Origin of the sequence: Haloarcula mannanilytica, from assembly GCF_005406125.1 — an archaeon.
Lineage (GTDB): Archaea > Halobacteriota > Halobacteria > Halobacteriales > Haloarculaceae > Haloarcula > Haloarcula mannanilytica.
The window spans coordinates 1163370-1187095 of the sequence record NZ_BIXZ01000001.1 but is presented as its reverse complement, the minus strand read 5'-3'; the positions used below and the strand labels follow the sequence as shown (position 1 = coordinate 1187095).

Below are 23726 nucleotides of genomic sequence, written 5' to 3'. Positions count from 1 at the left end.
CGCGTAGACCGCTACTCCCGCTGCTCGTTGTTTTCTGGTGGCTCTGGTGGTTCGAGGAGTTTAGCCGCCAGTTGGATTGTTGTCGACTCCGAGAGGACTCGTTCCAGTCGCCCTGCGACGGATGCGAGGCCGGAATTCCGCCAGAACCGTGCGATCCGTGGCACGATTGCATCGAGCACTGAGATGAATGGGCCGACGGTGTACGTCTCGCGTAGATCAATGACGATGACATCCGGTTCCGGTTCCGCCGTAAGCCACCGGTAGATCCAGGATGCTTTGGTTACAGCTACTATCCAAGCGCACACCCTGTGGAGTGTCGACATCTCGAAACCCAGTGTGAACGTATCAGCGATGGACTTGAGTGTCGAGTTCTCGACTCCTCTTGAAAACCCATCTGAGATCGACATCAGTACCGAGTTCTCGATAGCCGCCTTGAGTCGCTGTTTCACCATCGTAACTGATGTTGCGTTCTCATTGGTAGCCCGAGACGACAGTCGCTCTGATCGTTACCGTTCCCAGGTCCAGCGTTATGACGCGCCCCTGCTGGAGCGTCTGTCCTTTGAACGTGACACCGGCCTCCGTTTCCCGGACAGAGAGGTTTGCAGTGAACGTGACATCCTGCTGTACCGGATGGTCGCGTTCGTAGATGTCCCCCTCCTGTCCTCGGATGACGACCGTTGCGTTCTCGCGCTGGACCTCGGTGATCCGTGCGGTTGTTTCACCGCCGAACGATTCCGTCATCCCCGGGGTGATGCTCTCGGCGAGTAGTGGTGACACGCCCGATACCTGTAGTTGGACGTTGCGAGTCGCGGGTTGGCCACGCTGGGATGTCGTACCGACTCGTATGATTTCGCCCTCAATGAGGCCTGCGTCTGTCGGCAATGAAAGGCCCGCTCCTGCCCGGACCGTTGTCTCACCGAACTCCTGTTTATCGTTGTGGGATAGGGTCTGCAGCGTCAGCCCGAGGAAAACCGTCTTCTTGTCCGGATTTTCGGTTCCGTATGTCGTCACTGACTCGATTGTGGCTGCCTCCCGTCCATCAACTAGAATTGACTGTCCAGCACTGAGCTGTCTGGCCTCGGTTTCTGACAGATTTGCTCTGGCTAACACCTCTGTCTCGGTTGTGGTGACTTCGGAACTGCCACCGACTTCACGAATCGTCCCCGTCGCGGAGTACGTGTCTGTCTGAATCTCGATCTGTCGGCCGTACCGTGGCGGTGCACCGTTGTACTGGAGTGTGTCCTCTGAACGTGGGGCAGACAATTCAGCACGCACCACCGCCCGAGTAGACTCTCCTTGCGGAGTCACATAGATATCCGTGATTCTGAGGGTTGAATCTCCAGCCGGACTGTAGCTGTCCCCGATCGATATCTGGGAAATAACGTATTCCGGTTGCGAACCGAGATCGAGCGTCACATTGGTCGTCCCCTCAGTCGCCGATGAATCAGAATCGCTACCAGCCGTTAGTACGAGGCTGACTCCGGCGACAATGACAGCGAGAACGAGTACAACGACGAGGGCATCGACGATGTTGACGACGCCAAACAGGTTCCCCTCGTCGTCGATGATTCCGGACGACTCTTCGATCGACTCCATACCGGGCCATTTCGCGGCCGGTGTATGGCCTTTTCGTTTGATTCCCAGACTACCTCTCTGACGGACGGGGTAATCTCATAGGATGTTTTGAAATTTCACCGATCCCAGACTCTGAATTTCTCCCTCAGCGAAGGATTGCTACCCGAATTGTAGCAATCAGGTCGCCAAGTGTTGTCCAGATCTGACGGGTAACTAATTTCACGTCGAACCAGAAGGACTGCTTGCGGATGTACTTCAAATCAAGGCGGAGTTTTTCGGAAGGATTTGTACTCTCGATATTATTTACCTGTGCCAGACCAGTTAGCCCAGGCTTGACGAACCACCGCTGGCGCCAAGACTGTGTATCCGCTTCTAATAGGGATTCTTCTTCCGTCCAGACCGCTCGTGGTCCGACCACACTCATATCGCCGACGAGAATTGACCAGAGTTGTGGAATTTCGTCGAGATGCGTTCGGCGGAGGATTTTCCCGACATCGGTTATGCGACTGTTTTTTTCATCTTCTACCGGTGTTGCCGACTCCCCTCCGGGGGTCATACTCCTGAATTTGTAGATGTTGAAAGCTTCACCGAACACTGCAGTTCGTTCTTGCGTGTAAAGAACCGGTCCGCCATCATCTATTTTGATAGCAATCGCAATCCCCACAATCACGGGCGACAGCACGATCAGTCCGACCGACGCAAACACGATGTCGAACGCCCGCTTGAGGATGTAATCCTGTATATCCCAGGGTTCGATCTCCACGTCAACCAGTGTCCCGACCCCACTGCTTGCCGTCAACACGGAATCCGTATGGTCTCGGTGCACCTTCGCGTTGACACCGTACTCGTAACAGGCATCGAGCGCACCGAAGAACTCCGCTCGGTCGGCATGTTCAAATACCAACACAACCGTATCGACATCGTACTCCACGAGTACGTCCTCGATCCGTGAGAGGCCGCCGAGTCGTTCCAGTCCAACAGCGCTGCCACCGTCAGCAACGGCTTCAGATCTGGCGGGCGTCGTAAGCACGCTCGTTGGACAGAGATAGCCCAAGAGCGTGCCCTCGACCTCACTAGAGACCTCTTCGATCACCTTGAGGTCATCACCGACGACGATGGTTCGCTCACCGTTCGCCGACGGCCGCTTCCGAATCCATACGAACCACGCGGGCAATACGACCAGCAACAGCGGTGTCACTAATACGACGGTCAAGCGTGGTAATCGGTACGTATAGTCGAAGTAGCCGATCGTCGCCAAGACGAGAACCGCGACGAGTACCCGCTTTTGGGCTAGTGCAACGGCATCGAGAATCCGACGTGGGCGGGGCTTGTACAGCGGGAGGAACACGCTGGCAACGACGACGACCGTGACGAGGAGTTCGAACGTAAACTCCGGTCCCGACGGTGGGTCGGTGGGGAGTCGTCTAAACAGGGGGACCGTGGTTGCGACTGACTGAACGGTCGCGTTGTTGACGAGTGCGACGGCAATCGCTGTCAGCGCGACAACGCCGGCCACACTCGCAACCCGATACCGCCAGCCACTATCCATTATCAGTGTGATTACCGAGTTCCGGGATAAGTCCTGCGTCCCCGTAGTCAAACATTAAAACCATTGGAAGTGATTGCTCGGGCGCCTCGCGCGAATGTACAATCGTGACTCTTGAGGAAAGTGCCATTAGAGAGTCGGTCTTGCTTTAGAACACTCATCATAAGTGTGTCTGTACAGTTATCGCGGCTGTCACAACGCGGGTTCCGCGCGCCTGTTCGTTCAGAGCATCTGCGAGAGTATCGCTTTTCCGGACCGCTCTCGTGATCCGGCCTTGTCTCGGTTCACTGCCCGCGTTTCTTCGAGAGACGCTGACCGCGAACCATGGCTCACTCGCTTGCGGCGAGGTTCTCGGCCGCCATCTCCTGGTCGACTTCGCCTTGCAGCCGTTTCTCGGCCTGATCGCGGTCCTCGGGGTAGCCGATGTCGTTTCGCCAGCCGTCCATGCGGATGGCGTCGATCGTTCGCCCGGATTGCAACAGGAGGTCAATCGCATCGCTGATCTCGTACTCCCCGCGGTTCGAGGGCTGAACCAGATGGCAGGCGTGGAAGATAGCCGGGGTAAAGGTGTAGAAGCCGGTCATCACCAGATTCGACGGCGGGTCATCGGGCTTTTCCACGACTTCGGTTATCTCGCCGTATTTGTTGGTGTCACAGACGCCGTACCGACTGGCTTCGTCCCACGGGACTTCCTCGACGAGGAAGGCGGCATCGGCGCGGTCCTCCTGCTGACGGTTGACGACATCCTGGAGGTTCGCCTCGAAGATGTTGTCGCCGAGCATCAGCATGAAGTCGTCGTCGACGTGTTCCTCGACGGTCAGGAGCGCGTGAGCGAGGCCGTTCTGCTCGCGCTGGTGGGTGTACGTAATCGGGACGCCCTCGAACTCGTCCTCGTAGTGATTAATGATGACTTGCTTCTTGTAGCCGACGACTACCAGGAGTTCGTCGGCACCCAGTTCGATCAACTGCTCGAAGCAGTGTGTCAGAATCGGTTTGCCCGCGACTTCTACCATCCCCTTTGGCTTGTCTTCGGTCAGCGGACGGAGTCGGGTTCCCTCACCAGCGGCGAGTACGACAGCTTTCATATATCCTCATTGGTTGGTCGTCCGATAAAACTCTTGTCGAATTATAGGATCCGAATTATAATACCCGCCGCTCGACTACCGTTGCCTGATGAACGTCAGTATTGTCGGCAGCGGGTACGTCGGGACCACGGTCGCGGCGTGTCTCGCTGACCTCGGGCACGAAGTCGTAACGATAGACATTGACGAGGACATCGTCGACGCAGTCAACGACGGCGAATCTCCGATACACGAACCCGGGCTCGACGAACTCGTCGCCGAGCACGGCGGCGGTCGGCTCCGGGCAAGCACCGACTACGACGAGATCCTCAACACCGAGTTGACGATGCTGGCGCTTCCGACGCCCTCGAACGACGACGGGAGCATCGACCTGCAGTTCATGGAGGCCGGCGCGGCGTCCATCGGTGAAGCCTTGGCCGGCGCTCAGAACACGGGCGAGGACCCACATCTCGTCGTCACGAAGTCGACCGTCGTTCCGAACACGACAGAGGACCGCCTTGCACCCCGTATCGCCGACGCCGGTCTCGAACGCGGGACGGACTTCCTCGTCGCGTCGAACCCCGAGTTCCAGCGCGAAGGGACGGCCGTCGCGGACTTCCTGAACCCCGATAAGCTCGTTTTCGGGACGGACGACGACCGCGCGACTGCCACGCTTCACGATCTCTACGCCCCGCTTCGCGAGGCTGCCGACGGCGATGTGCCGGTCGTCGAGACCGGCATCGCCGAGGCCGAGATGATCAAGTACGCCAACAACACGTTCCTTGCGACGAAGATCAGCCTCATCAACGACATCGGGAACATCTGTAAGGAGTTTGGCGTCGACGCCTACGAGGTGGCCGACGCGATCGGACTCGACGACCGCATCGGCGAGCAGTTCCTCCGGAGTGGCGTCGGCTGGGGCGGCAGTTGCTTCCCGAAGGATACCGACGCTATCATCGCCGCGGCACGGGATGAGGGCTACGACCCGGCGGTCCTTTCAGCGGCCGTCGAACTGAACGACGACCAGCCCAAGCGCCTTCTCTCCTTACTCGACGACCACACCGATGTGTCCGGGAAACGCATCGCCGTCCTGGGACTGGCCTTCAAGCCCGGGACGGACGACATCCGGAACACGCGGGCGGTCCCGGTCATCGAGGGACTCCAAGAACGTGGAGCCGATATCGTCGCTTACGACCCCGTTGCCACCGAGAACATGCGCGAGCGGTACCCCGATATCGAGTATGCAGATTCCGCTGCAGCCGCACTGGTGGACGCGTCCGGAGCCGTCATCGTCACCGACTGGGACGAGTTCGCGGCGCTCGACGCCGAGTTCGATGAAATGGACGACCCTGTCGTCGTCGACGGCCGACGTATCATCGACCGACGTGACGGTATTACCTACGAAGGCCTGACCTGGTAGCGCGTTAGTCACGTGCCCGAATTCGTCTATCGAGGACGGCTACCGCGCCGGCAACGAGTAACGCCACGACGAGTACGGTGGGATCTGAAGAGACGTACAGGCTCGGCGTCGGCGGCCGCCAGTTCGTGAACGGATACAGCCACGCACTCGCTCGCCCGTCGGCGTACACACGCAGTCCATCGAGTAGCAGTGAAGTGAGGCCACCAAACGTTACAAGACCGTACACTCGCCGCCAGTGGCGTCTTTCAAACACGACGGTGATAAGCCCGGCAAACAGCAGGACTCCACCGAGCGTCGAGAGGGGTGCATAGGTGAACGGGAGACCGAGAAGCGCTTCGACCGTGCTGTCGTCCAGCACGATACCGATTTTAACCAAATCGGGAATCGCCGCCCCGCCCATCCCGACGACGACCCAGCGCTGGTCAAGCCAGTCGACGCGCCAACTCGCAACCGTCAGGAGGATATACGGAACGAGGAGGTGGGTCAGCAGGTCAGCCATCGCGTGCCTCCAGTGTCCAAGTGTCGCGGTTGAGACGCCAGTACCGGAAGAACAGCAGTAGAAAGCCGAGTGCCCCGACTACAGAGGCGCCGTACTTGTAGAGTTCCGCCCACCGGCTACTGTTGACGACTTCGATACGTTCGGCCGTTATCCTTTGGCCCGGTTCGAGGGTTCCGTACACCTGGACGACTCCGCCGGGTTCGACGGCCGTCTCTGTTCCGGTCACCTGAAGCGTGATTGACGTGCCGTCGCTCTCGGCCATGATTTCCATCCCGCCTTCACTGTGCTCTGTTACTGTCCCGAAAATCATCACGTCTTGTCCCACGTACGAGTCGTATTCCGCTGCAAGCTCCTCAGCATCCGGGTACGGGTGCCACTGGTCTTCTGTCACCTCTGCATGGACAAACAACCCACCCAATGCCAGACAGACGCTGAGGGCGATGACGACACGAACCCAGACGTACACACGCTGTCTTCTCTCGGTGGGTACAATGGTCGTTTCGCTTCAGTGGCTCAAAGAATCGAGGACGGTCCAATTCCCTGAAAATCACTCGACCGTCACGTTGCCACCGTCGTACACCGTCTGCTCCGGGACTTCGACGGTTGTTTCGCCTTCGCCCTCGGTCGTCACAGTGTACGTTCCGGGGTTTGCGACGGTCACGGTAAACGCACCGTTCTGGTTGGCCGTCGTTTGGCGTTCGTAGTCGACTTCTCTGTCCGAGACGGCGACTGTGGTCGCTACAGAGACGCTCGAATTTGGCGCTGCAGTCCCCTGTATCGTCGCACCGGGGACCACTGCGAACGCTTTGTGGCTCCCGTCTTCGCTCACGAAAACCGGGCGATAGTGAGCCAGTCCGGATACATCTCCGTTCTGACTCCCGAAGTGCTGGTGTAGCCGAACGTACATCGTGGTCGGCTCCTCAAGCGACGTTTCCGTGGTAACTACGTATCCGACACGTCCGGAAATCCGATTGTGGGCCTGCTCGGAGCCCGTTACCGAGACGAATGGTTCGTACGTCTGCTGGGCGTAGCCGTAACTCTCTGACTCGCCGTTGACGAAGTAATTGTACATCCGGCTCTGTCCCCACTGGCTGAGGACGTAGTTTTCGGGGTATTCGAGGCCGCGCTCAGCGGCGTCGGCTTCAATTGCCGTCGCTGCATCGTACGCCCCATCATCGGTAATCACCTGGCTCGTCTTTACCGGGACCTGAACCATTCCCAGGGCACCGAACAGGAGAAACAGTACGAACAGTGACCCGAGTGCGCGGGTATCCGGAACGAGCGCGTCCCGGAGGTCGCCGTCACTGGTTGTCAGTACTGGTCTGGCGATGTCGACCCATGAGGCGGCCCAGACGAAGGCGAGGCCGGCAAACAGCGCGAGGAACGGGGCCAGTTCGCCGACGAAGCGGACCTGGATGACGGCCAGTGCGAACAGCACCCAGGCGTAGCTACTGGCGACGAGCCACCCGCTTCGGTCGCTGCGAGCGAGGTCGATACCCCACGCCATCGCGGGGAGTGCTAGGAGCAGCGCCAGACCGAGCAGGAGCAGGAAGCCAAAGCTGTCGGTATTGAACAGACCGTACGTCTCGGCGATAGCGTCGGAGCGAAACAGCGTGTCGAGCCGGCTACTGAATGTTCCCCACTGCTCCGTGAAACCAAAGCGGAAGACGAGAAGGCCAACGACGCCAAGCCCGACATCGACTGTAGCCAGTTGCCTGACTGTCCCACCGACGCGCCTGGCCGCTTCCGCTGTTGCGATAACGACGATTGTGCCGACGGTTAGTATCGCCGGCGTGCCAGCGACGAGTGCGGTCTGCCAGCCGACGACAGCGTGGACACTCCCGGCGAGTATCGCGCCGAGACTGACACCGGCAAGCACTGGCGCGTTCGTGACCACCGACGACCGGTCGGAAGCGACATCGAGGAGTGTCTGTCCCAGGACGACCAGTCCGACCGGAAGGACGAGCAGCGGCCCGGCCTCCCACGCGAGGACCTGCCCGGCAATGCCGGCGGCGATGCCGACCGCGCCGAACCAGGGCAGCGGTCGTCGGAGCGATGTCCTGTCTGAAACTGCTGTCAGCGCGACCACGAGTGCCAGTGCGGTAAGTACCAGCCAGGGATAGTCGAAGGCGTGGTGGTCCGCAAAGCCCAGGCTCGTCCGGAAGGCGTGGCCGGGAATGATCGCCAGAAAGAGGACCGACGCGAGGCCGATCCGGCGGTCGTTGGACACTCGAACCGCAAGCAGATAGAGCAAGACGGCTGTAACCAGCGCCGACACGACCGGATACCACGCGAGCACGTGGCCGATCATCTCCTTGCTCCCGCCGAGAAGACTGGCGACCCACCAGAGCGTAGCGACCATCAGCGGCTCGCCGTTGATCACACCACTTGGAAGTACGGATAGCGCCCCGAGGTCGGCAGCGTTGCCGGCACTCGCCGCGATCTGTTCGACGTGGTACCGGTAGTAGTAGGGGTCGTTGCTCGAGAGGACGATGTCGCCGCCGCGGTAGACCGATCCGATGGCGTACGTTCGGGCGAGGAACACGACGGCCAGTGCGGCGGCGAGCATGCCCGTAGCGCGTCCATCGAGATCGAAGTCCAGAGCGCTCGCGAGGGACACACTGCGCCCGCCCTCTGTGGTGTCAACTGTTTCGCCGTCGAGAGCGGCCCGCACAGCGTCGGGATCGGCGACGCGATACTCGTCACCGTCTTTCTCGACGATACCCGCTGAGACGAGTTCGCCGAACTGGCCCGAATCGAGGGGGATATCGTCGAACGTCCAGCCGTCCTGCGCGTCGTCGACGGCTAACACCGCCTCTGTTGCGGATCGCAGCTCGGGCCGGTCATCGAGCACCGCTCCCGCCCCGGGCGTATCGCTCATGTGTTCTCTCTTTCCGGTCTGGCGAATAAATCCATCGGGACTCGATGTCCTACGCGTTCGCCGACTCTAGTGCCGATCGGATCGCGGATTCCACGTCGTGCTCCGGATGCCAGCCGAGTACGTCGTTCGTTCGGCCGGTATCGACTGGGAACGAATCGACGAGCGTCTCGTCGTCGCCGCGTGGGTTCTCGACCAGTTCCACGTCGACGTTGATATCGGCGATATCGGCCGCGATGTCCCTGACGAGTTCGGCGACGGTGTGGACGCTCGGGTCCTCGTCGCTGGCGATCTCGTATTTTTCGACGCCGGTCTCGCCGCGGTCTAGCTGTTCCAGTAGTCGCTCACTACTATTGACGTAGGCCCGGGCCACGTCTTTGACGTGGATGAAGTTCCGGGACTGCGTGCCTGGTTCGTAAACGGTCAGCGTCTCGCCGGCGAGCGCCCGGTTCACGAAGAAGTTGATGACGGTCCCTTTCGAGACGGTCTGGCCGTTGAGTTCGTGGCTGCCGTAGAGGTTCGAGATCATGAACTGGTGGGCCGGGAACGCACCTTCCGCGTACGTTTCGATGGCGCGCTCGTTGAGCAGTTTCGTCCGGCCGTACCAGTTCAGCGGGTCCCGCGGGTGGTCGACGGTGATTGGGAACTCCGTCGGGTCGCCGATGACAGCCATCGAGAACGGGAATATCAGCGCTGCACCGGTTTTGCGACAGAACCAGGCGACGTTGTCAGTTCCCTGGACGTTGACCTCGTAGGCCAGATCCTGGTTTTCCTCACAGTCGTCGACACCCGAGACCGCGGCGAGGTGCATCACGAGGTCGGCCCCGTCCAGTGCTGTTTCAAGTCGGTCTCGATTCCGGATATCGACGTGTTCGATGTCGACATCGCCGACGGACTGCACGGTACCGAGATAGAAGTTGTCGATGGCGGTGATCTCCCAGTCGGGGTGGGCCTGCTGTAGCTCGTAGATGACGCGACTGCCGATGTAGCCCGCAGCGCCGGTGACGGCGACGTGGGGCGGTTCGCTCGTGGGTTCTGAATCAGACATTGGTGGTGAATTTCTCCGCGAGGTCGCGGACGCCCTCCCGAAGCGTCCACGATGGTTCGAAGCCGGTCCCACTCAGTCGGTCGAAGTTGACGTGATACGACGGGCCGGGATGTTCGTCTTCGAGATAGGTCACGTCGACCGGGGCAACCTCGTCGGCGACAATATCGGCGATTTCGGAAATCTGGTAGTTCGACTCCATCGATCCGACGTTGTACACAGGTTCGTCCCAGGATTCGGGGTCGCACGCGGCTTCGGCGTAGGCACGGGCGGCGTCCCGGACGTGGATGAACGGCCGCCAGTTCGAGCCGTCGCCGTAGACGGTGAGCGGGCGGTCGGTGAGCGCGCGGAACACGAAGTAGTTCACGACGAGGTTGAACCGGATGCCCGGCGAATGGCCGAAGTTGGTGGCCATCCGCAGGGCGGTGCCGGTCATGTCGAACTCCTCGCAGTACTCCCGGAGCAGTGTCTCGGACTCCAGTTTCGTCTCCGCGTAGGGGTTGATAGGGTCCGGGTCGACCGTCTCGTCGATGTCAGTGCTGGTCGCGCGACCGTAGACGTTACACGAGGAGGCGAAGACGACGTGATCGACGCCGAGTTTACCGGCCGCGGTCAGGACGTTCTCGGTGCCGTCGTAGTTGATGGCGAACGTCTCCTCCCGGCGCTCGTGGGTGCTCGACGCACCGGTGATAGCCGCGAGGTGGATGACGCGGTCGACACCGCGCATGGCACTCTCCACGTCGCCGTACTCGCGGACATCGCCCCGGCGGAATTTGAAGCCGTCGCCAAGCGTCCCCAGCAGCGCCCGCGGCGATCCCGAGGAGAGATCGTCGAAGACAACAACGCTGTCCACCCGGTCGTCGTCCCGCAGCAGCGGGACCAAGGCGCTGCCGATGTAGCCACAGGCCCCGGTGACCAGCACGTCCATCGTCAGTCCTCGCTCAGGACGCCCGGCAGGAACCGGTCCTCGTGGGCCTCGATAGTGTCGGCGTAGCGGGTCAGCGTCTCGAAGATGTCATCGACACCGTCCTCGAAGGACTGGGACTGGGCGCCGATGAGGTCCGCGTAGCGGTCGTTCTCGATCTCCATCTTGTGGGTCTCGTCCTCGTCCCGCGGGTTCTCGAAGTGTTCGACGGCTACGTCGAGATCGTACTCGCTGCCCACATCTGCAATCGTTTCGGCGATTTCGACGATGCTGATGGCACGCGTGACCTGATTGTACACGGTCAGCCCCTCGGAGCGCTCGTCGGGGTCGGTCAGCGCCACTTCGGCCAGCCCCTCGACGGCGTCCTCAAGAGAAATGAACGGCTTGCGCTGCTCGCCCTTGCCGTAGACGGTGACGGGGTAGCCCGCGACGGCCTGCGCACAGAAGCGGTGGGTCACCGTTCCAAAGTAGTAATCGAAGTCGAAGCGGGTCTTGAGCCGGTCGTCAGCCCGGGTTTCCTCTGTCTCGGTCCCGTAGACGATGGCTGTTCGCACGTCCGAAATCGGGATGTCGAACTGCGTGTGGGCCAGTCGCATGTTCTGTGCGTCGAAGCCCTTCGTCGCGTGATACCAGCTCCCGCCCATGTTGGGGAACGGTACGTCGTCGCGCTCGCCCTGGTTCTCCATCGTCGCACCGCCCTCCGGAATCGGGAACTCCGGCGCGCCGTAGATGCCCGTCGTCGTCGTCTCGACGAAATGGGTGTCGGTGAGGTCGTGTTCCTCAAGCCCCCACAGCAGATTCCGCGTCGCCTGGAGGTTGTTGTGCTGTGTGTAGTTCGCCCGTTCGCCGTTGATCTGTGAGTACGGCGCGGACGGCTGTGCGGCCGTGTGGACGACGACTTCGGGTTCGTGGACCGCCAGCAGTTCGTCGACGAAGGACTTCTCGGCCAGATCTCCCTCGACAAAGGAGAGGTTCGTCAGCCCGTGGACTTCGCGGGCCGCGTCGAGGCGCTCGTCGATGCTGGCAACCGGTGTCGCGCTCGTCGCGCCGACATCCTCGACCCACTCTCGTCGGCCGAAGTTATCGACAAGCAGCACTCGGTCGTCCGTCCGGTCCGCGATTCGCAGTGCGGCCGGCCACCCGACGTAGCCGTCGCCACCAGTGATGAGGATCGTCATAGTTACTCAGATAGTGAGTAACCACGGCGTGTAATCAATCTTCTGTTCAGTTACGTGTTGTTCTTGTGCCGTGTCGGCTCTCATGGATCCAGTGTGGTTCCCAACACAGGCACGACCCACAGTGAAACCACTCCACTTCTCGCCGTTTCGCAACCGTTAAAACCGACCCTGTCTTCTATCCGGTTGCTATCGCACGGGCCGGTGGGGTAGCCTGGTATCCTTCGGCCTTCGGGTGGCCGTAACCGCGATTCGAATTCGCGCCGGCCCACTACCTATAAACCCTTTTTCCGGGTTTCTCTGACACTTAGCCGCCGGTTTAGGAGGCGGTCTGCGTGAGTCTCTCGTCTCCCAACGAGCGGCTCATCTGCGATATCTGCGGGGAGTTCATCGAGGACCGCGACCAGCGCTGTCCAGCCACCGACGATGGCAGGAGGTGTCGGCCATGACGCCGGAGGCGACGCGGGAAACACCGTGTCTGACCAAAGGTCGCTGGCAGCTGATGGGCGTCGACTCCTCACGCGTCGACGGCTTCGCCCTCTGTCAGCAGTGTTTCCCCAACGGCTGGGACTCGGTCGACGCAAAAGACATCGAGACGTTCCTCTACACCACGAAGAACGGCACGAAGCTCCACCGGAGCATCGATACCGGCGACGACGCCGACACCGAGATTTTCGGCGACCACGACTACCCTGACGAGAATCTCGCCGCCAAGCTCGCCGATCCCGACGCGTCGCTCGACCACGAGTTCGAATGGGACCGTCAGCAGGGAGGTGACGCGTAGATGGTCTCACACGACGACGTGTGTGACTCTTGTGGCGCTGTCGGCCGGACCTGCCGGATGCGCTGGCCCGACGGCCAGACGCGGGAAATGTGTGGCCCCTGTGAGCGGCAGTGGCAACTCATCTGGCGGCACTTCTGTGAGTTCCAGCCGCGACAGGCCAACCGCGTCCGGGCGCAAGCGAACGAAAACAGTCGCGCCCGCCCCGACGGCGGCGAGCCGATGACTGATGGTGGGCAGTCCTCAGATGGAACTTATCATAGTTCGAGGTTGGGGGGATGTGTGTTTGGAGTGCGAGTATTGCGCTCTTTCACCTTCACGGCGCAGCACTCGCACTCCGGTACCGGTGGGAACGCTGCTCTCAGTGTTGTGAGTTCTGAATCTTCCCCGTTCGAGGGGTCTCCGTTCCCATATCAGACTACATCTGGAACCTGTGAAAATGTCGCCCTTGCGATAGCAGGGAGTCTAAATCCACAGTTTCCAGCGGCCACGCCCACTGATCAGGAGGGGTCGCAGTGAGTGACACCTTCACCTGCGACGGCTGTGGTGAGGAGACGCCGACGGGCGACCGCTATCACTACCTCCGCCCGAACCAGCCCGCCGACGAGGGCGAGCCCGTCACCGACGAACTCTGTCCGCGCTGTTCCACGCGAAAGGACTCGTCACGGGTGTTCCGTGCTGATGGTGACCTCTCGGGAGGTGATGGCGGTGCGTAGCATCGCCCGCGAACACCTGCTGGGCGCGACCGTCTGGGCCTACGGCGGCGGGAGCGCGGTCGTAAAGCCCTGGACCAGTCGTGAGCACTTCTCGCGGTTCTGGAGGGTCGCCTCGTGAGTACCGAACCGTTCGCTCAGCCGAAGGCGATTGGGATGGATGTCGAGACGCTGGTCGTTGACGCCATCGACGTGATCGAGGCGGCCGCCGACGCGGACGATCACTTCGACGCGGTCACGACCGGTCTGTTCGAGCCCTCGACCGCGGCCGCTGGCGTGCCCGTGCGCTGGTCGACGCCACTCGTCGAGGCCGGGTCGCCTTTGGAGATCAAGGCTTGCATTCGCAAGCGCTCGAAGGGATCGACGACAGCCCACGGGTCGTGGTGTTTCAAAGGTCGGGAGACCGGGCAGCACGGCTGGCTCCTCGACCACGCAGAGACCTACCTGCTGGTCGTCTATGAGTCTGACGCCACGAAGGAGGTAGCCGCTATCGCCGTCGTGCCGGCGAGCATCGTTGACGAACACCTCCGCGGTCGGTGGTACGACGTTGACCGGAGCGAGGAGACGTGCGCCCAGCTTCGCTGGTCGGAGGTACTCGATCCGGAAGTTGTCGGAGGTGAGCGGTGAGATGTCGAACGGTACTGAACGAATCGCATTTGTCGACATCTACAGCGGACCAGGTGGTGTCGGCTACGCCCTCAACGCGATTATTGACGAGTACGATCTGCCGGTTGACCATATCGGTATCGACATCACCGACTACAGTGATACGTATCCGGGGGATTTTGTCCAGTGCGACGCCAGCAGCGTCGGCCAAGTCATCAACGCGACGTGGTACTACCTGACCGAGTACGACATCGTTATCCTCTGGATGAGTCCGCCATGTCTGGCGTACTCGACGGTCTCTTGGTCGAACTGTAACCAAATCGGCTTCGATGACCCGCGCGACTACTACCCCACGTTTGCCGACTTGAACGTCCGCACGGTCCTCGAAGCAATCGATCCCGATGAGTATATCATCGAGAACGTAGCGAACTGTGAGGATATCCGCGAGCCAACGCGTATCAACGGATTTGGTGTCGGTCTCCCCTTCGATCTTGAACGCCACTTCGAAACGAGTTATCCGTGTCCTGACCGCCTCGACGACGGTGAAGCCGAGGCTGGTCATTTCACGCGGACCGGAGACTGGCAGTCGAAGAAACCTCTGGCCCGGACGAAGAGCGTACCAGAACACTGGGACCGCCAGGAGATTCGGAGCGCCATGCCGCGCGAACTGGTGCAGTATCTCCTGCACTACTGCCCCTCATTTCCCGAGATTCCCCTCCCGGACGACGTTGACCGTCAGCAGTTCCTGACTGAATCGTTTGTTGCGGTCGCAAACGGCGGAAACAACTGTTCAAGCCAGGCAACCACTGACGGCTCTGGAGGTGACGGTGCGTAATGCCGTCGACGAATCAGTCCAGCGACCGCCGCGAGCGGCTGCACTGCGACCGGCTCCGCGACCAGCTCGATGAGGACCCGGCGCGGTGGCTCGACTGGGATCTGCTCTCGCATGCCGCCCGTCGGAAGATGGTGTTCGCGCTCATCGACGGGATGGACTCGCTCCAGCGAGTTCGTGCCTGGCGCGCGGTCGAGCGCCGGCTGGCCGCTCGCGATGATCGGGAGCCGCGGGCGAAGCTCATGCAGCGCCTCGACCAGCGCGAGGAGTGGCTTGAACTCCACGGCGAGCGGCCTGACCGCTTGCCCTGTGGCCCACGTCGCCCGTGTGAGTGTTGCGACGGCGAGGAAGGTGTGACTGCCGAGGAACTCCGCGAGCGCGACAAGGCAGCGGCCCAGCGACTCGTCGAGAGCTACCAATCCGGTGGCGTCGACACCAGCGAGACGAGTCCGACGACTGAGGCTTCGACGATTGGCGCGTTCGCGACCGACGGGGGTGAAGATCAGTGAATCGAGCCTCGACCAGCATCGAGGAGGTCATCGACCTTCAGCCCCACCGCATCGGTGCGAACCTCATCTTCGACAACGACAAGCTATCACCGTACTGGGCGATGGTCAGTCAGTTCGAGCCCGACCTGGACGAGCACGACGAGACGTTCCCCTGTCTGGGTAAACAGATGGAGATCACGAAATCTTCGTTCTGGGAAGGGCAGCTCGAAGCTCCGCCACAGGCCACCTTCGACGGCGGCATGAACGAGTACAGCATCAGCGCCTATGCTGCCGACGACCCGAACAACGAGAGGGGCGCGAATTTCAAGTTCCGACCAGGCTATCCCAACGCGAAGAACAAGGACACGGGCGATCTCATCGGCGGGATGCCGACGGAGTGTCCTGAGTCCATCCGCGTTCAGGTCGAATCGACGAACCTCTCGCAGTTTGAGGTGCTGGCACTACTCCAGTCGTTGGCGTCACACCTCGGCATCGACGGCGGGTACTTCCAGCGCCCTCACGAGTGGTCGTCGATCTACGCGTTGGAACTCTACGGTCGGATCGACCGTGAGACTGCAACCGGCTGTATCGCCGGCAAGGGCGGCGTACTCGAACACATCGCCCAGTTCTCGAACGGTCGAGGTCGTGGCGAGCACAAGTGGGACCACGAAGATATCAAGGGCCACTACGAGGCTGTATCGCTGTCTCCTGAGAACTGGCAGCGGCTCCTGCCCGAGCAGTCGCTCGCGAAGCGCCTGAAGTGCTACCAGCCCAAATGGGTCCGTTCGGAGGACACCGGCGACGATCCGCTGTATCACCACAAGATCGAGTGTCAGTACTGGGCGGACTACTACCCTGACGGCGAGTCACCGATCCAGTGGACCGGCTACGAGTCCGCCGTCGGCGAGTTCCGGGAAACCGTCGTGAACGCGTTGCACTGGGCTGGCGTCGACTTCGCACCGGACTCGGACGTGTGGATCGAGGACCCGTACTTCGAGCCCGGACAGGCCGACGACGCGGTCGAGGTCTATCCGAACCCGATGCCCGATCTCGAACAGCAGACCCGTGCCGATGCAGTCGACCAGCTCCGTGGCCCGGAGACCACCGAGAGTGAGTGGGACGTGCTGGTCGCGATGACTGACGGTGGCGGGCGACACTACCAGGATGTCGCTGAGGAAGCCGGGAAGTCGGCCTCAACGGTGTACCGCGCCGCCGAGAAGTTCTCCGATATCATCGAGATCGACAACGGCATGGTCCAGTTCCGCGACGGCGTCGTTCGCGACCAGATCGAGACTGTGGCCGAGCGCTGGCAGGCCGCGAAGGACACGACGATGGACGCACTGGAGCGGGTCGCCGAACGTGCGTCACCGTTCTCACGCCGTAGCGAGGACGACGATCCCAGCGCCCTGGAGCGATGGGCCAACCGCCACGGCATCGTCGTCCATTCGACGCAGGACCCGATGGAGATGGAGCTGAAGCGACCGGTCAGCTTGCAGGAGATCTTGAAGATACTCCGTTCGGGGCTCGATGCTGCGGAGGGTTCATCCGTGCCGACCGAGCGCTTCGAGAACGCGCTCATCGACTGGACTGGTCTCGATGGCGAGGTGCGGAAGGACCGCCGGATCGTGAACAACGGCCGGTTCCTCGGTAAGCACAACGTGGACCGACCCATCTGGTAGACGGCTCCGGCAGAGAGGCATCACTGTTCAGCGGTGTCGTTCCTTTATAAGTAACCCGCGTTCCGGGCCGTTCGTCGGTGTAATTTTTTGGGGTGGTCGCCTCACCAGCACCGGTTGTCGCGGTCGCTTTCGCACCAGTTGGGCAAGGCCCCCTTCGGGCGTGTACCGAATGGTACAGAATCCAAATACCCACCCCTCCCTTCGGTCGGGCTGGACCGCACCGCAAAACCGCAATACTACCGCCCCCGCACCGCAGACTCCAGATGAACCAGGAGAAACGAAGGGGTTGTCAGAAGGAGCGTCAACGACGGCCGCAGGCTGGACACCAGCCCGTCCGCCGTTGTTCGGCTGCGCACCGCACGCAGGCGACCAGTGTCGACTCGTCGAGCTTGCTCATGGCAGGACCACCCGGAGCCCGTCAGCCACGAGATCGAACCCATCTGCGACCAGCCGTCCCAACACTGTGAGGTTCGCATCGACGGATATCTGAAGCCCCGGAACCAGCCCAGACGAGACGACAACGAACACGAACAGGAGTACGCCAGCAACGCGAGCTGCGAGGCCCAGCGTTCCGAACAGCGCCAGAATCTCCCGCCCGTGTTTCAGTCCGACCAGCGCCACAGCTATCGTGACGATGGACCCGCTGACACCCAGCGAGTGCAAGAGGTCAGCGACGACCATTACTTCCGGTTTTCACCTCGTTCGCTGCCGCCAAGACTGAACGACCGATTCACGACGACCTGGGGACGCCCCCAGCGACGGACGGCGAGATAGCCGAGTGCACCCACGACGATCAGTGCCAGCGGCATCGCCTCGGCCAACCCGAGCCCGACACCTTCGAGGAACCGGGCGAAACCGACCGCGATACCGCCCGCCAGCGAATACTGCGACAGCAGCTCTAAGGCGAGCACACCGCCGACGACGGCCTCCGCGACGAACAGCGTCTGCCAGCCCAGGTTTGCGTCGCCGAACTGCCGAGAGATGACCCACGCGCCAGCGATGACGACCGCGACCACGACGATGATACCCACATCACCGAGCGAGGTCGACCCGACCGCACCCTGTGCGGCACCGGAGAGTTCGTCGAGACTGGTTGGGCCGGTTTCGTTGGTCGGCCCACTCGATCCGGTGTCGTCGATCAGGAACGCCAGCGTCTCGTCGCTGTCGTCGTCAGTCAGTGTGATGGGCGAGTTCGCCGTTCCCGAATCTCGGACGATTTCCTCAGTGGCCGACCAGAGGACGTAGTCCGTGTCGTCTTGGGCGTTCAGATACGTGAACGCGACCGTGTCGCCCGAGCCGCCGGGACCAGGATCGACGACGAACTCCGGTTCCGATCTGGTCGGGTCCTCGACACTGACTCTCGCGCCGCCGGTCTCGGCGTCAACCTCTACTGGGATAGTCGAGACGCGGGCGAGCGAGCCGCCCGACGCGCCCGGCATGTAGAGGCGCTGTTCACCAGTCTCGTAAATCTCCACGTACTCGTCGGGAGCTGACCAGGACTCGTTGTAGGTGTAGCGAACGAGGTCACTGCTGTTGCGGACCTTGATGTAGCTGTCCGAACTCCACGAGTCCATTCGAATGGCCGTATCGAGGCGTTGACCGGGAGCCGTCGTTTCCTCGACGGTGATCTCGCCGTTGTGGACCTGTACCTTCGAGGCGGCATCGCGGACTTCGACCGTGTCGCCGGCCTGGACATCGCCGATATCGGCCCGAACAGTCGTCCCGTTCAGTTCGTAGGCCTGGCTGGTCAGTTCCTGCCACGAACCGCCGTTCGTCCGATACTCTAGCGAGCGGACGGCGACGATCTCGCTGGAGTGGTCCAGATCGACTGTGACATCGTTCTGTGATGCATTGAACTGTTTCTCGACGTTGTAGCGCTCAGACCATGTTTCGTCCGTGTAGGTCTGGTTGATCCGGTCGGTCGCGTCGTGGGTGTAGACCATCTGGACCTGCGGGTTCGGTGCGTCGCTGCTGACACCCTCACCGACACGGACCTCAACTGTATTGTCTCCCGAGGCCAGCCACGAGCTGGAGCCGTCGACCTGTACCGTCTGACCGTCGTCGAGTGTTCCGGTGTAGCCCGCTCGGTTCCCGTTGATGATGATCGCCGGGTCGACCGAGCGCTGGCGCTCTTTGAACCGGAACGACACATCCGATGTCCCAGCTGCCGTCGAGACCGTCGCGCTGCTGGTCGAGGTCGAGAGGTCGGCGAGTTCGTACGTCTCGGTCGCCCCCGGCGAGATGATGCCCGAATGGCTAACCTCGGTTGAGCCGTCGCCGTCCAGATCGACGCTCGGATCTTCGGTGTGGGTGCGGCCAGTCGCCGAGACCGTATAGTCGACAGACCCAGCCGTCAGCGAGGTTTCGAGCGTCGTCGACCCCTCGCTCAGGGTCTCGGCACTGACCGACGCTGTCTCGCCCGAGCGCAGGATGCCGGAATAGCTGGCATCAGTGACGCCGTCGCCGTCGAGGTCGAGGCCTGGGTCCTCGCTGGCCGTTCGCACGGTCATGTCAATATCTACGTCGACCTGGTGGCCCGTCGAGACGCTGGCCGTGTGCGAGCCAGTCGAGAGGTCCGAGACGCTCGCCGTATGCGTCTCGCCAGATTTCAGGACGCCCGTGTAACTGGCGTCAGTCGACCCGTCGCCGTCCAAGTCAATCGACGGGTCCTCGGTTGCGGTTCGCTCAGTCCATGACAGCGACCAGTCCGGTTGTGGGCCGTTCGTTGTCGAAGTCGAGACGCTGTTATCCCCGACTGAGAGACCGCCGACGGACTTGGTGGTTGTCGACGCCCCGGCCGAGTATATCCCCGACCAACTGGCTTCAGCGGTCCCGTCTCCATCGATATCAATCGATGGGTCCTCGGTCGCGGTCCGTTCCGTGTAATCTAACGTGAAATCGTACTGCCCACTGTTTGCACTGACGCTGAGACTTGTGGCTGACTCGGTGATGTCGAACTCTTTAGTTACCGTCTCTCCGTTCGACATACTGCTGAAACTTACCGATGTTCCGTCACTTGCGCTGATTGTGGGCGAACCCGGCGGTTCGACGTAATCAACAGCAGAAAAAACCCGCAGGCTTGCTCGATCACCCTTCGCTATCGAACCCCCGACGTACTCACCAATGGCGACGATGTTTCCGTCTGCGTTCGATACCTCGTTATTCGAGAAATCTTCTAATGGAACGGGGTAGTCCGTGTTTGTGGCATCCGGAACCACTACCGCGTATTCCCCGGTGCCCTGCTCCCACGGGATAGTAACTGTTTTGCCGTTGTTTGGGTCCGCTGAATAGCTAGTCAGTAGATCGCCGTCGCTTTCTCGTCTGACCTCAATCTCAGTTGCCCCTTCCAGATTGGGCGCTCCGGTCAGTTTGAGTTCCTCGATGGAACTCTTTTTAACATCAATTAGTATCCCATGAGTGTTAGGATCGTATTGATCGCTGGGGAAATTCCACGAGGCCGCTCCGGGGGAGTAATTCGACGCCGTTACTTGGATTGTGGGTTCGCCGTTGGCCGACGGGCCATTCGGGTCGAGATTGCTCGTTAGACTGATTGAGTCCGATCCTCCCGCGGGTATAGACCCGCTCAGGGTCTGAGAGGTCGTCGACGTGTCTCCCGTAACCGACACGCTCTCGTCGGTCGGTTGGAGATTCCCGCCAACGTCGACCGACCCGCTTCCGGTCCCGCTACCGGACCCGCTGGCTGTTGTCGAATCTCCGGTAAACGTCACTTGTGGGTTCGTTGCTGGGATATTCCCGCCGACGCTGTAACTGAACGAATCGCCGTTCGCAAGGTTCGACTGTGAGACGGTTCGAGCCGTCGTTTGCTCGGTCCCGGTGAACTCGACGGTCTCGGCGTCGGGGTCGACGTTCCCAGGCACCGAGACCGATTTCGTCGAGCCGCTGGTCGCGCCGGTCGCCGACGCTGACCAGGATGTCGTTTGTTCAGTCCCAGTGAACTCCACGACCGGCTCGCCATTCACCGACGGCCCGGTCGGGTCCTGATCGCCGGCGACAGACAGGTCGAGACTCGACCCGCTACTGACGCCGGCCGAGGTCTCGTTATCCCATTCGGTCGCTGTCTCGCCGGTGAACTCGACTGTCGGCGTCGAGGCCGAGTCCAGATCAGTCAGGTCGTAAGAGAATGTCGTGCCATCGGATGCTGGTTGTCCAGACAGCTTGACTTCACCGGTGAACGAGACATCGCCAGCACCCAGTGCTGTCGTCGCTGGCGACGCGAGTAACAGCAGCGCGAACAGCGCGGCAAATGCACGATTACGCACCGAACTCACCCCCTCCCCCCTCCAGTCCATTTAATACCCGCGCGCGTAGGGGGCGTGCTGAGAGTGGGCAGCTCCGAACCGCTATCGGCGGATTCTGGTCGACCCCAGTTCTGAAATAGTGCTCATTTCTGCCTTGAGCCGCTGAGCCGACTGTAATCGGGCGATTACAGGGCATGAATCGCCTCCTCTCGTCGGGGGTAGCGGATACTGATTTCCCCACGGAACTGATAGCCTTCGTCCTCGCCGAGACGGAGCCGCCGGTACGGATTCGGCCAGGAGATATCAGCGAAGTTCTGGTTGCGCCAGACCACGGCTTCGCCGGTCGAGAAGTCCCGTTTGCCCGTGTAGTTCGTGTCGACCGGGACGTTCCCGATGCCCGAGAGCGACTGACTCGGGGCCGGCGTGTTCGGCATCGTCGCGAACCAGCGGTTTTTCTCCCTGACACCTTCGTCAACGCGGGCGATAGAGTGCGACAGCGAGATGACCGAGAGGTTCTTTTTCCGGGCCTTGCCGAGCGCCACCGGGTAGCCCTTCACTTTCGTGTTCGTGTCAGACTCGTCGTTCTCCGGATTCAGCGGCACGAGGTCGCCGAACTCGTCGGCGATGATGACCGTCGGATGCAGGAACTCGTCGTCTTTCGCACGGGACTCCAGCAGCGCGAAGATGTTGTCTCGGAGCGGCGTCACTTCGGCCGGTTCCTCGACCTCACGAGCCGGGTTGAACGCCGCCCGACAGAGTTTCTCGCACCCGCGGAACAGCGGGTCCGGCAGGATGGCGTAGAGCCCGCCCGGCACGATCTGCTGCATGAGGTCCCGCGGTGACGAGTAGGTCAGCGTCGAGCGGAACACGTCGGTTAGCTCGATCTCGACTGCCGGCAGCGACGGGTTCCGTGGCTTGGCCTCGACGACGTACTCGATGCCCTCGGGAACCGCGACCTGCATCCACGGAGCCAGCGGCAGACACTCCAGCTCGTCGAGCGTCAGCGGCCAGAGGACTGTCTCGTTGTTGACCTCGGGCATCCGGACGCCGCCGATGACGTTCGCGAACGAGGTCTTACCCTCGCCGGGCTCGGAGTGCGCCCAGATCTCCGTGCCGCCGTCACCCATCGCGCTCAGGACGTGTGAGTTCTCCTCCTGGGCGAGCCATCGCAGCACCTTCCGGCGCGTGGGCGGCGCATTGGCGATGATCGGATCATCCAGCCGACCGTCCTCCAGCGCCCACTTTTCGCTGTCGTCGAGATGCAGTAGGGCGTTCAGGTACGCCTCCGGATGCCGATACACTGGATGTGCTTCCTCGATCCCGTAGCGGCGTGCTGTCCGGGTGAGCGAAGCCAGCACCTTGTGCATCGGCTTCATGTGGGTGCCATCGTCCCAGACGAACTGCTGGTAGATGTGTTCGCCATCGTTGCGGTACTTGCCGAGCCGGTCGTAGGACTTCTCCTCGTCGTCGCTGTGGTGGAGTGCTTGCCGGCTCTTCGTCCACGCCTTGAAGTCGGCGTGGAGCATGTCGAGAACGTCCTGTTTGCCTTTCTCGCGTCGTTTCTGTGCGGATTTACTCATGTTCTGAAGGGAGTGTGCGTCGTCGTGTCTTCGTCTGCCTGTTCAGTCGCTGCTGCCGCGGTCTGTCGGAGTGCGGCGTTCATCGGCCGCAGGAGGTCATCGGCCAGCATCAGGTGGAGTGTCGCCGACGAGGGATCGCCACGAAGTGCGTCCAGCCGATGGGGCGACCAGAGGAACTTCTCGGTCGCGCCCTGGTCGTGGCCTTTCGTCGCCCGGATCACCGAGCGCACCCACTCGCGAACGTCTGCCCGCGAGCCCAGTGGCTGCCCGAAGCCGAGCGGGCGTTCCAGTACCTCGCGCTGCCGGTCGGCGAGATCGTCGACTGCCGGGCGCATCGCGAGATAGGATTGTTTCGAGGTATCGACCGCCTCGCCGGTGTACTCAGACGAGGACCGTGCGAGGACGGTCATGCCGGCGCGACACGCCTCGACCAGCGAGTCGTCGGCCAGCACTGCCCGCTCGACCGCGGCACGGTCTTCGGGTGCGACGGCTTCCGAGGCCGCTTCACGCTGGTTGCTGTCGGCCAGCAGCGCGGTCAGCCGGTATCGGGTCGCGAAGAGGTCGGCGAACCAGCCGTCGGGGAGCTGGCCGAGCGTCCGGAGGCTGGCGTCGTGACACCACAGGAGGATCTCCTGGCGACTCTCGAAGCCGTCGTGGAGGCGCT

General features: G+C 61.6%; 22 protein-coding genes and 1 tRNA gene. 9 read left to right on the top strand and 14 right to left on the bottom strand.

The window, feature by feature from the left end:
* Positions 1-11: 11 nt before the first annotated feature.
* The 4 genes from Harman_RS06065 to aglF all read right to left on the bottom strand — a co-directional run bounded on the left by Harman_RS06065 (position 12) and on the right by aglF (position 4206).
* Entirely contained in the window at positions 12-407 is a 396-nt protein-coding gene (locus Harman_RS06065) for a hypothetical protein (RefSeq protein WP_137682896.1), read from the bottom strand.
* A gap of 64 nt (positions 408-471) precedes the next feature.
* The gene (locus Harman_RS06060) at positions 472-1596 is read right to left on the bottom strand and encodes a DUF4330 family protein (RefSeq protein ID WP_137682895.1); all 1125 of its coding nucleotides are present in this window, start codon (positions 1594-1596) and stop codon (positions 472-474) included.
* Positions 1597-1720: 124 nt separating this feature from the next.
* Positions 1721-3124: a sugar transferase gene (locus Harman_RS06055; RefSeq protein WP_137682894.1), complete on the bottom strand. Its 1404-nt coding sequence runs from the start codon at positions 3122-3124 to the stop codon at positions 1721-1723.
* Positions 3125-3450: 326 nt separating this feature from the next.
* On the bottom strand, positions 3451-4206 hold the full coding sequence (aglF, locus tag Harman_RS06050) for a UTP--glucose-1-phosphate uridylyltransferase AglF (RefSeq protein WP_137682893.1): 756 nt from the start codon (positions 4204-4206) through the stop codon (positions 3451-3453).
* A gap of 88 nt (positions 4207-4294) precedes the next feature.
* Between aglF and aglM the strand changes: the two genes are divergently transcribed.
* Positions 4295-5602 carry a UDP-glucose 6-dehydrogenase AglM gene (gene aglM, locus Harman_RS06045; RefSeq protein ID WP_137682892.1) on the top strand — a complete coding sequence of 436 codons (1308 nt, stop codon included), beginning with the start codon at positions 4295-4297 and terminating at the stop codon, positions 5600-5602.
* A 4-nt stretch (positions 5603-5606) separates the two neighbouring features.
* On the opposite strand, the gene Harman_RS06040 is transcribed toward aglM, so the two are convergent.
* The 6 genes from Harman_RS06040 to Harman_RS06015 all read right to left on the bottom strand — a co-directional run bounded on the left by Harman_RS06040 (position 5607) and on the right by Harman_RS06015 (position 12127).
* Positions 5607-6101, bottom strand: a complete 495-nt coding sequence (locus Harman_RS06040; RefSeq protein WP_137682891.1) for a hypothetical protein — start codon at positions 6099-6101, stop codon at positions 5607-5609.
* Positions 6094-6567: a hypothetical protein gene (locus Harman_RS06035; protein ID WP_137682890.1), complete on the bottom strand. Its 474-nt coding sequence runs from the start codon at positions 6565-6567 to the stop codon at positions 6094-6096. The genes Harman_RS06040 and Harman_RS06035 overlap by 8 nt, the downstream gene beginning before the upstream one ends.
* An 81-nt stretch (positions 6568-6648) precedes the next feature.
* Positions 6649-8982 carry an STT3 domain-containing protein gene (locus Harman_RS06030; RefSeq protein WP_137682889.1) on the bottom strand — a complete coding sequence of 778 codons (2334 nt, stop codon included), beginning with the start codon at positions 8980-8982 and terminating at the stop codon, positions 6649-6651.
* Positions 8983-9031: 49 nt separating this feature from the next.
* Positions 9032-10027, bottom strand: coding sequence for an NAD-dependent epimerase/dehydratase family protein (locus Harman_RS06025; protein ID WP_137682888.1), 996 nt, complete (start codon positions 10025-10027; stop codon positions 9032-9034).
* Positions 10020-10952: an NAD-dependent epimerase/dehydratase family protein gene (locus tag Harman_RS06020; RefSeq protein ID WP_137682887.1), complete on the bottom strand. Its 933-nt coding sequence runs from the start codon at positions 10950-10952 to the stop codon at positions 10020-10022. The genes Harman_RS06025 and Harman_RS06020 overlap by 8 nt, the downstream gene beginning before the upstream one ends.
* A 2-nt stretch (positions 10953-10954) precedes the next feature.
* Positions 10955-12127, bottom strand: coding sequence for an NAD-dependent epimerase/dehydratase family protein (locus Harman_RS06015; protein ID WP_137682886.1), 1173 nt, complete (start codon positions 12125-12127; stop codon positions 10955-10957).
* A gap of 195 nt (positions 12128-12322) precedes the next feature.
* On the opposite strand from Harman_RS06015, the gene Harman_RS06010 reads away from it, so the two are divergent.
* The 8 genes from Harman_RS06010 (at position 12323) to Harman_RS05980 (ending at position 17223) form a co-directional block, all read left to right on the top strand.
* Positions 12323-12395: transfer RNA gene (locus tag Harman_RS06010), tRNA-Pro, on the top strand.
* A gap of 174 nt (positions 12396-12569) precedes the next feature.
* A complete protein-coding gene (locus Harman_RS06005; protein WP_137682885.1) occupies positions 12570-12908 on the top strand; it encodes a hypothetical protein in 339 nt (112 codons plus the stop codon).
* Between the two features lie 512 nt (positions 12909-13420).
* Positions 13421-13621 carry a hypothetical protein gene (locus Harman_RS06000; protein WP_137682884.1) on the top strand — a complete coding sequence of 67 codons (201 nt, stop codon included), beginning with the start codon at positions 13421-13423 and terminating at the stop codon, positions 13619-13621.
* The gene (locus Harman_RS21940) at positions 13608-13739 is read left to right on the top strand and encodes a hypothetical protein (protein WP_268812790.1); all 132 of its coding nucleotides are present in this window, start codon (positions 13608-13610) and stop codon (positions 13737-13739) included. The genes Harman_RS06000 and Harman_RS21940 overlap by 14 nt, the downstream gene beginning before the upstream one ends.
* Positions 13736-14245: a hypothetical protein gene (locus tag Harman_RS05995; RefSeq protein WP_137682883.1), complete on the top strand. Its 510-nt coding sequence runs from the start codon at positions 13736-13738 to the stop codon at positions 14243-14245. The genes Harman_RS21940 and Harman_RS05995 overlap by 4 nt, the downstream gene beginning before the upstream one ends.
* Position 14246: 1 nt before the next feature.
* Complete coding sequence (locus Harman_RS05990; protein ID WP_137682882.1) at positions 14247-15059, top strand: DNA cytosine methyltransferase; 813 nt, start codon at positions 14247-14249, stop codon at positions 15057-15059.
* Entirely contained in the window at positions 15059-15565 is a 507-nt protein-coding gene (locus Harman_RS05985) for a hypothetical protein (protein WP_137682881.1), read from the top strand. The genes Harman_RS05990 and Harman_RS05985 overlap by 1 nt, the downstream gene beginning before the upstream one ends.
* Positions 15562-17223, top strand: a complete 1662-nt coding sequence (locus Harman_RS05980) for a DUF7845 domain-containing protein (RefSeq protein ID WP_137682880.1) — start codon at positions 15562-15564, stop codon at positions 17221-17223. Before Harman_RS05985 ends, Harman_RS05980 begins: the two co-directional genes overlap by 4 nt.
* Positions 17224-17616: 393 nt before the next feature.
* On the opposite strand, the gene Harman_RS05975 is transcribed toward Harman_RS05980, so the two are convergent.
* The 4 genes from Harman_RS05975 to Harman_RS05960 form a co-directional block, all read right to left on the bottom strand.
* Positions 17617-17904: a hypothetical protein gene (locus Harman_RS05975; protein ID WP_137682879.1), complete on the bottom strand. Its 288-nt coding sequence runs from the start codon at positions 17902-17904 to the stop codon at positions 17617-17619.
* Entirely contained in the window at positions 17904-21503 is a 3600-nt protein-coding gene (locus tag Harman_RS05970; RefSeq protein ID WP_137682878.1) for a hypothetical protein, read from the bottom strand. Before Harman_RS05970 ends, Harman_RS05975 begins: the two co-directional genes overlap by 1 nt.
* 164 nt (positions 21504-21667) lie before the next feature.
* Positions 21668-23062: a hypothetical protein gene (locus Harman_RS05965; protein WP_137682877.1), complete on the bottom strand. Its 1395-nt coding sequence runs from the start codon at positions 23060-23062 to the stop codon at positions 21668-21670.
* A complete protein-coding gene (locus tag Harman_RS05960) occupies positions 23059-23514 on the bottom strand; it encodes a hypothetical protein (RefSeq protein WP_137682876.1) in 456 nt (151 codons plus the stop codon). The genes Harman_RS05965 and Harman_RS05960 overlap by 4 nt, the downstream gene beginning before the upstream one ends.
* Positions 23515-23726 lie beyond the last annotated feature (212 nt).

What these genes read in the sequence shown, in the direction of transcription:
- Harman_RS06065 (WP_137682896.1), bottom strand. Translation starts at nt 407, where the DNA reads ATGTCGATCTCAGATGGGTTTTCAAGAGGAGTCGAGAACTCGACACTC.
- Harman_RS06055 (WP_137682894.1), bottom strand. Translation starts at nt 3,124, where the DNA reads ATGGATAGTGGCTGGCGGTATCGGGTTGCGAGTGTGGCCGGCGTTGTC.
- Harman_RS06040 (WP_137682891.1), bottom strand. Translation starts at nt 6,101, where the DNA reads ATGGCTGACCTGCTGACCCACCTCCTCGTTCCGTATATCCTCCTGACG.
- Harman_RS06005 (WP_137682885.1), top strand. Translation starts at nt 12,570, where the DNA reads ATGACGCCGGAGGCGACGCGGGAAACACCGTGTCTGACCAAAGGTCGC.
- Harman_RS05975 (WP_137682879.1), bottom strand. Translation starts at nt 17,904, where the DNA reads ATGGTCGTCGCTGACCTCTTGCACTCGCTGGGTGTCAGCGGGTCCATC.
- Harman_RS06060 (WP_137682895.1), bottom strand. Translation starts at nt 1,596, where the DNA reads ATGGAGTCGATCGAAGAGTCGTCCGGAATCATCGACGACGAGGGGAAC.
- Harman_RS05965 (WP_137682877.1), bottom strand. Translation starts at nt 23,062, where the DNA reads ATGAGTAAATCCGCACAGAAACGACGCGAGAAAGGCAAACAGGACGTT.
- Harman_RS05990 (WP_137682882.1), top strand. Translation starts at nt 14,247, where the DNA reads ATGTCGAACGGTACTGAACGAATCGCATTTGTCGACATCTACAGCGGA.
- Harman_RS06015 (WP_137682886.1), bottom strand. Translation starts at nt 12,127, where the DNA reads ATGACGATCCTCATCACTGGTGGCGACGGCTACGTCGGGTGGCCGGCC.
- Harman_RS21940 (WP_268812790.1), top strand. Translation starts at nt 13,608, where the DNA reads ATGGCGGTGCGTAGCATCGCCCGCGAACACCTGCTGGGCGCGACCGTC.
- Harman_RS06020 (WP_137682887.1), bottom strand. Translation starts at nt 10,952, where the DNA reads ATGGACGTGCTGGTCACCGGGGCCTGTGGCTACATCGGCAGCGCCTTG.
- aglM (WP_137682892.1), top strand. Translation starts at nt 4,295, where the DNA reads ATGAACGTCAGTATTGTCGGCAGCGGGTACGTCGGGACCACGGTCGCG.
- aglF (WP_137682893.1), bottom strand. Translation starts at nt 4,206, where the DNA reads ATGAAAGCTGTCGTACTCGCCGCTGGTGAGGGAACCCGACTCCGTCCG.
- Harman_RS06025 (WP_137682888.1), bottom strand. Translation starts at nt 10,027, where the DNA reads ATGTCTGATTCAGAACCCACGAGCGAACCGCCCCACGTCGCCGTCACC.
- Harman_RS06030 (WP_137682889.1), bottom strand. Translation starts at nt 8,982, where the DNA reads ATGAGCGATACGCCCGGGGCGGGAGCGGTGCTCGATGACCGGCCCGAG.
- Harman_RS05985 (WP_137682881.1), top strand. Translation starts at nt 15,059, where the DNA reads ATGCCGTCGACGAATCAGTCCAGCGACCGCCGCGAGCGGCTGCACTGC.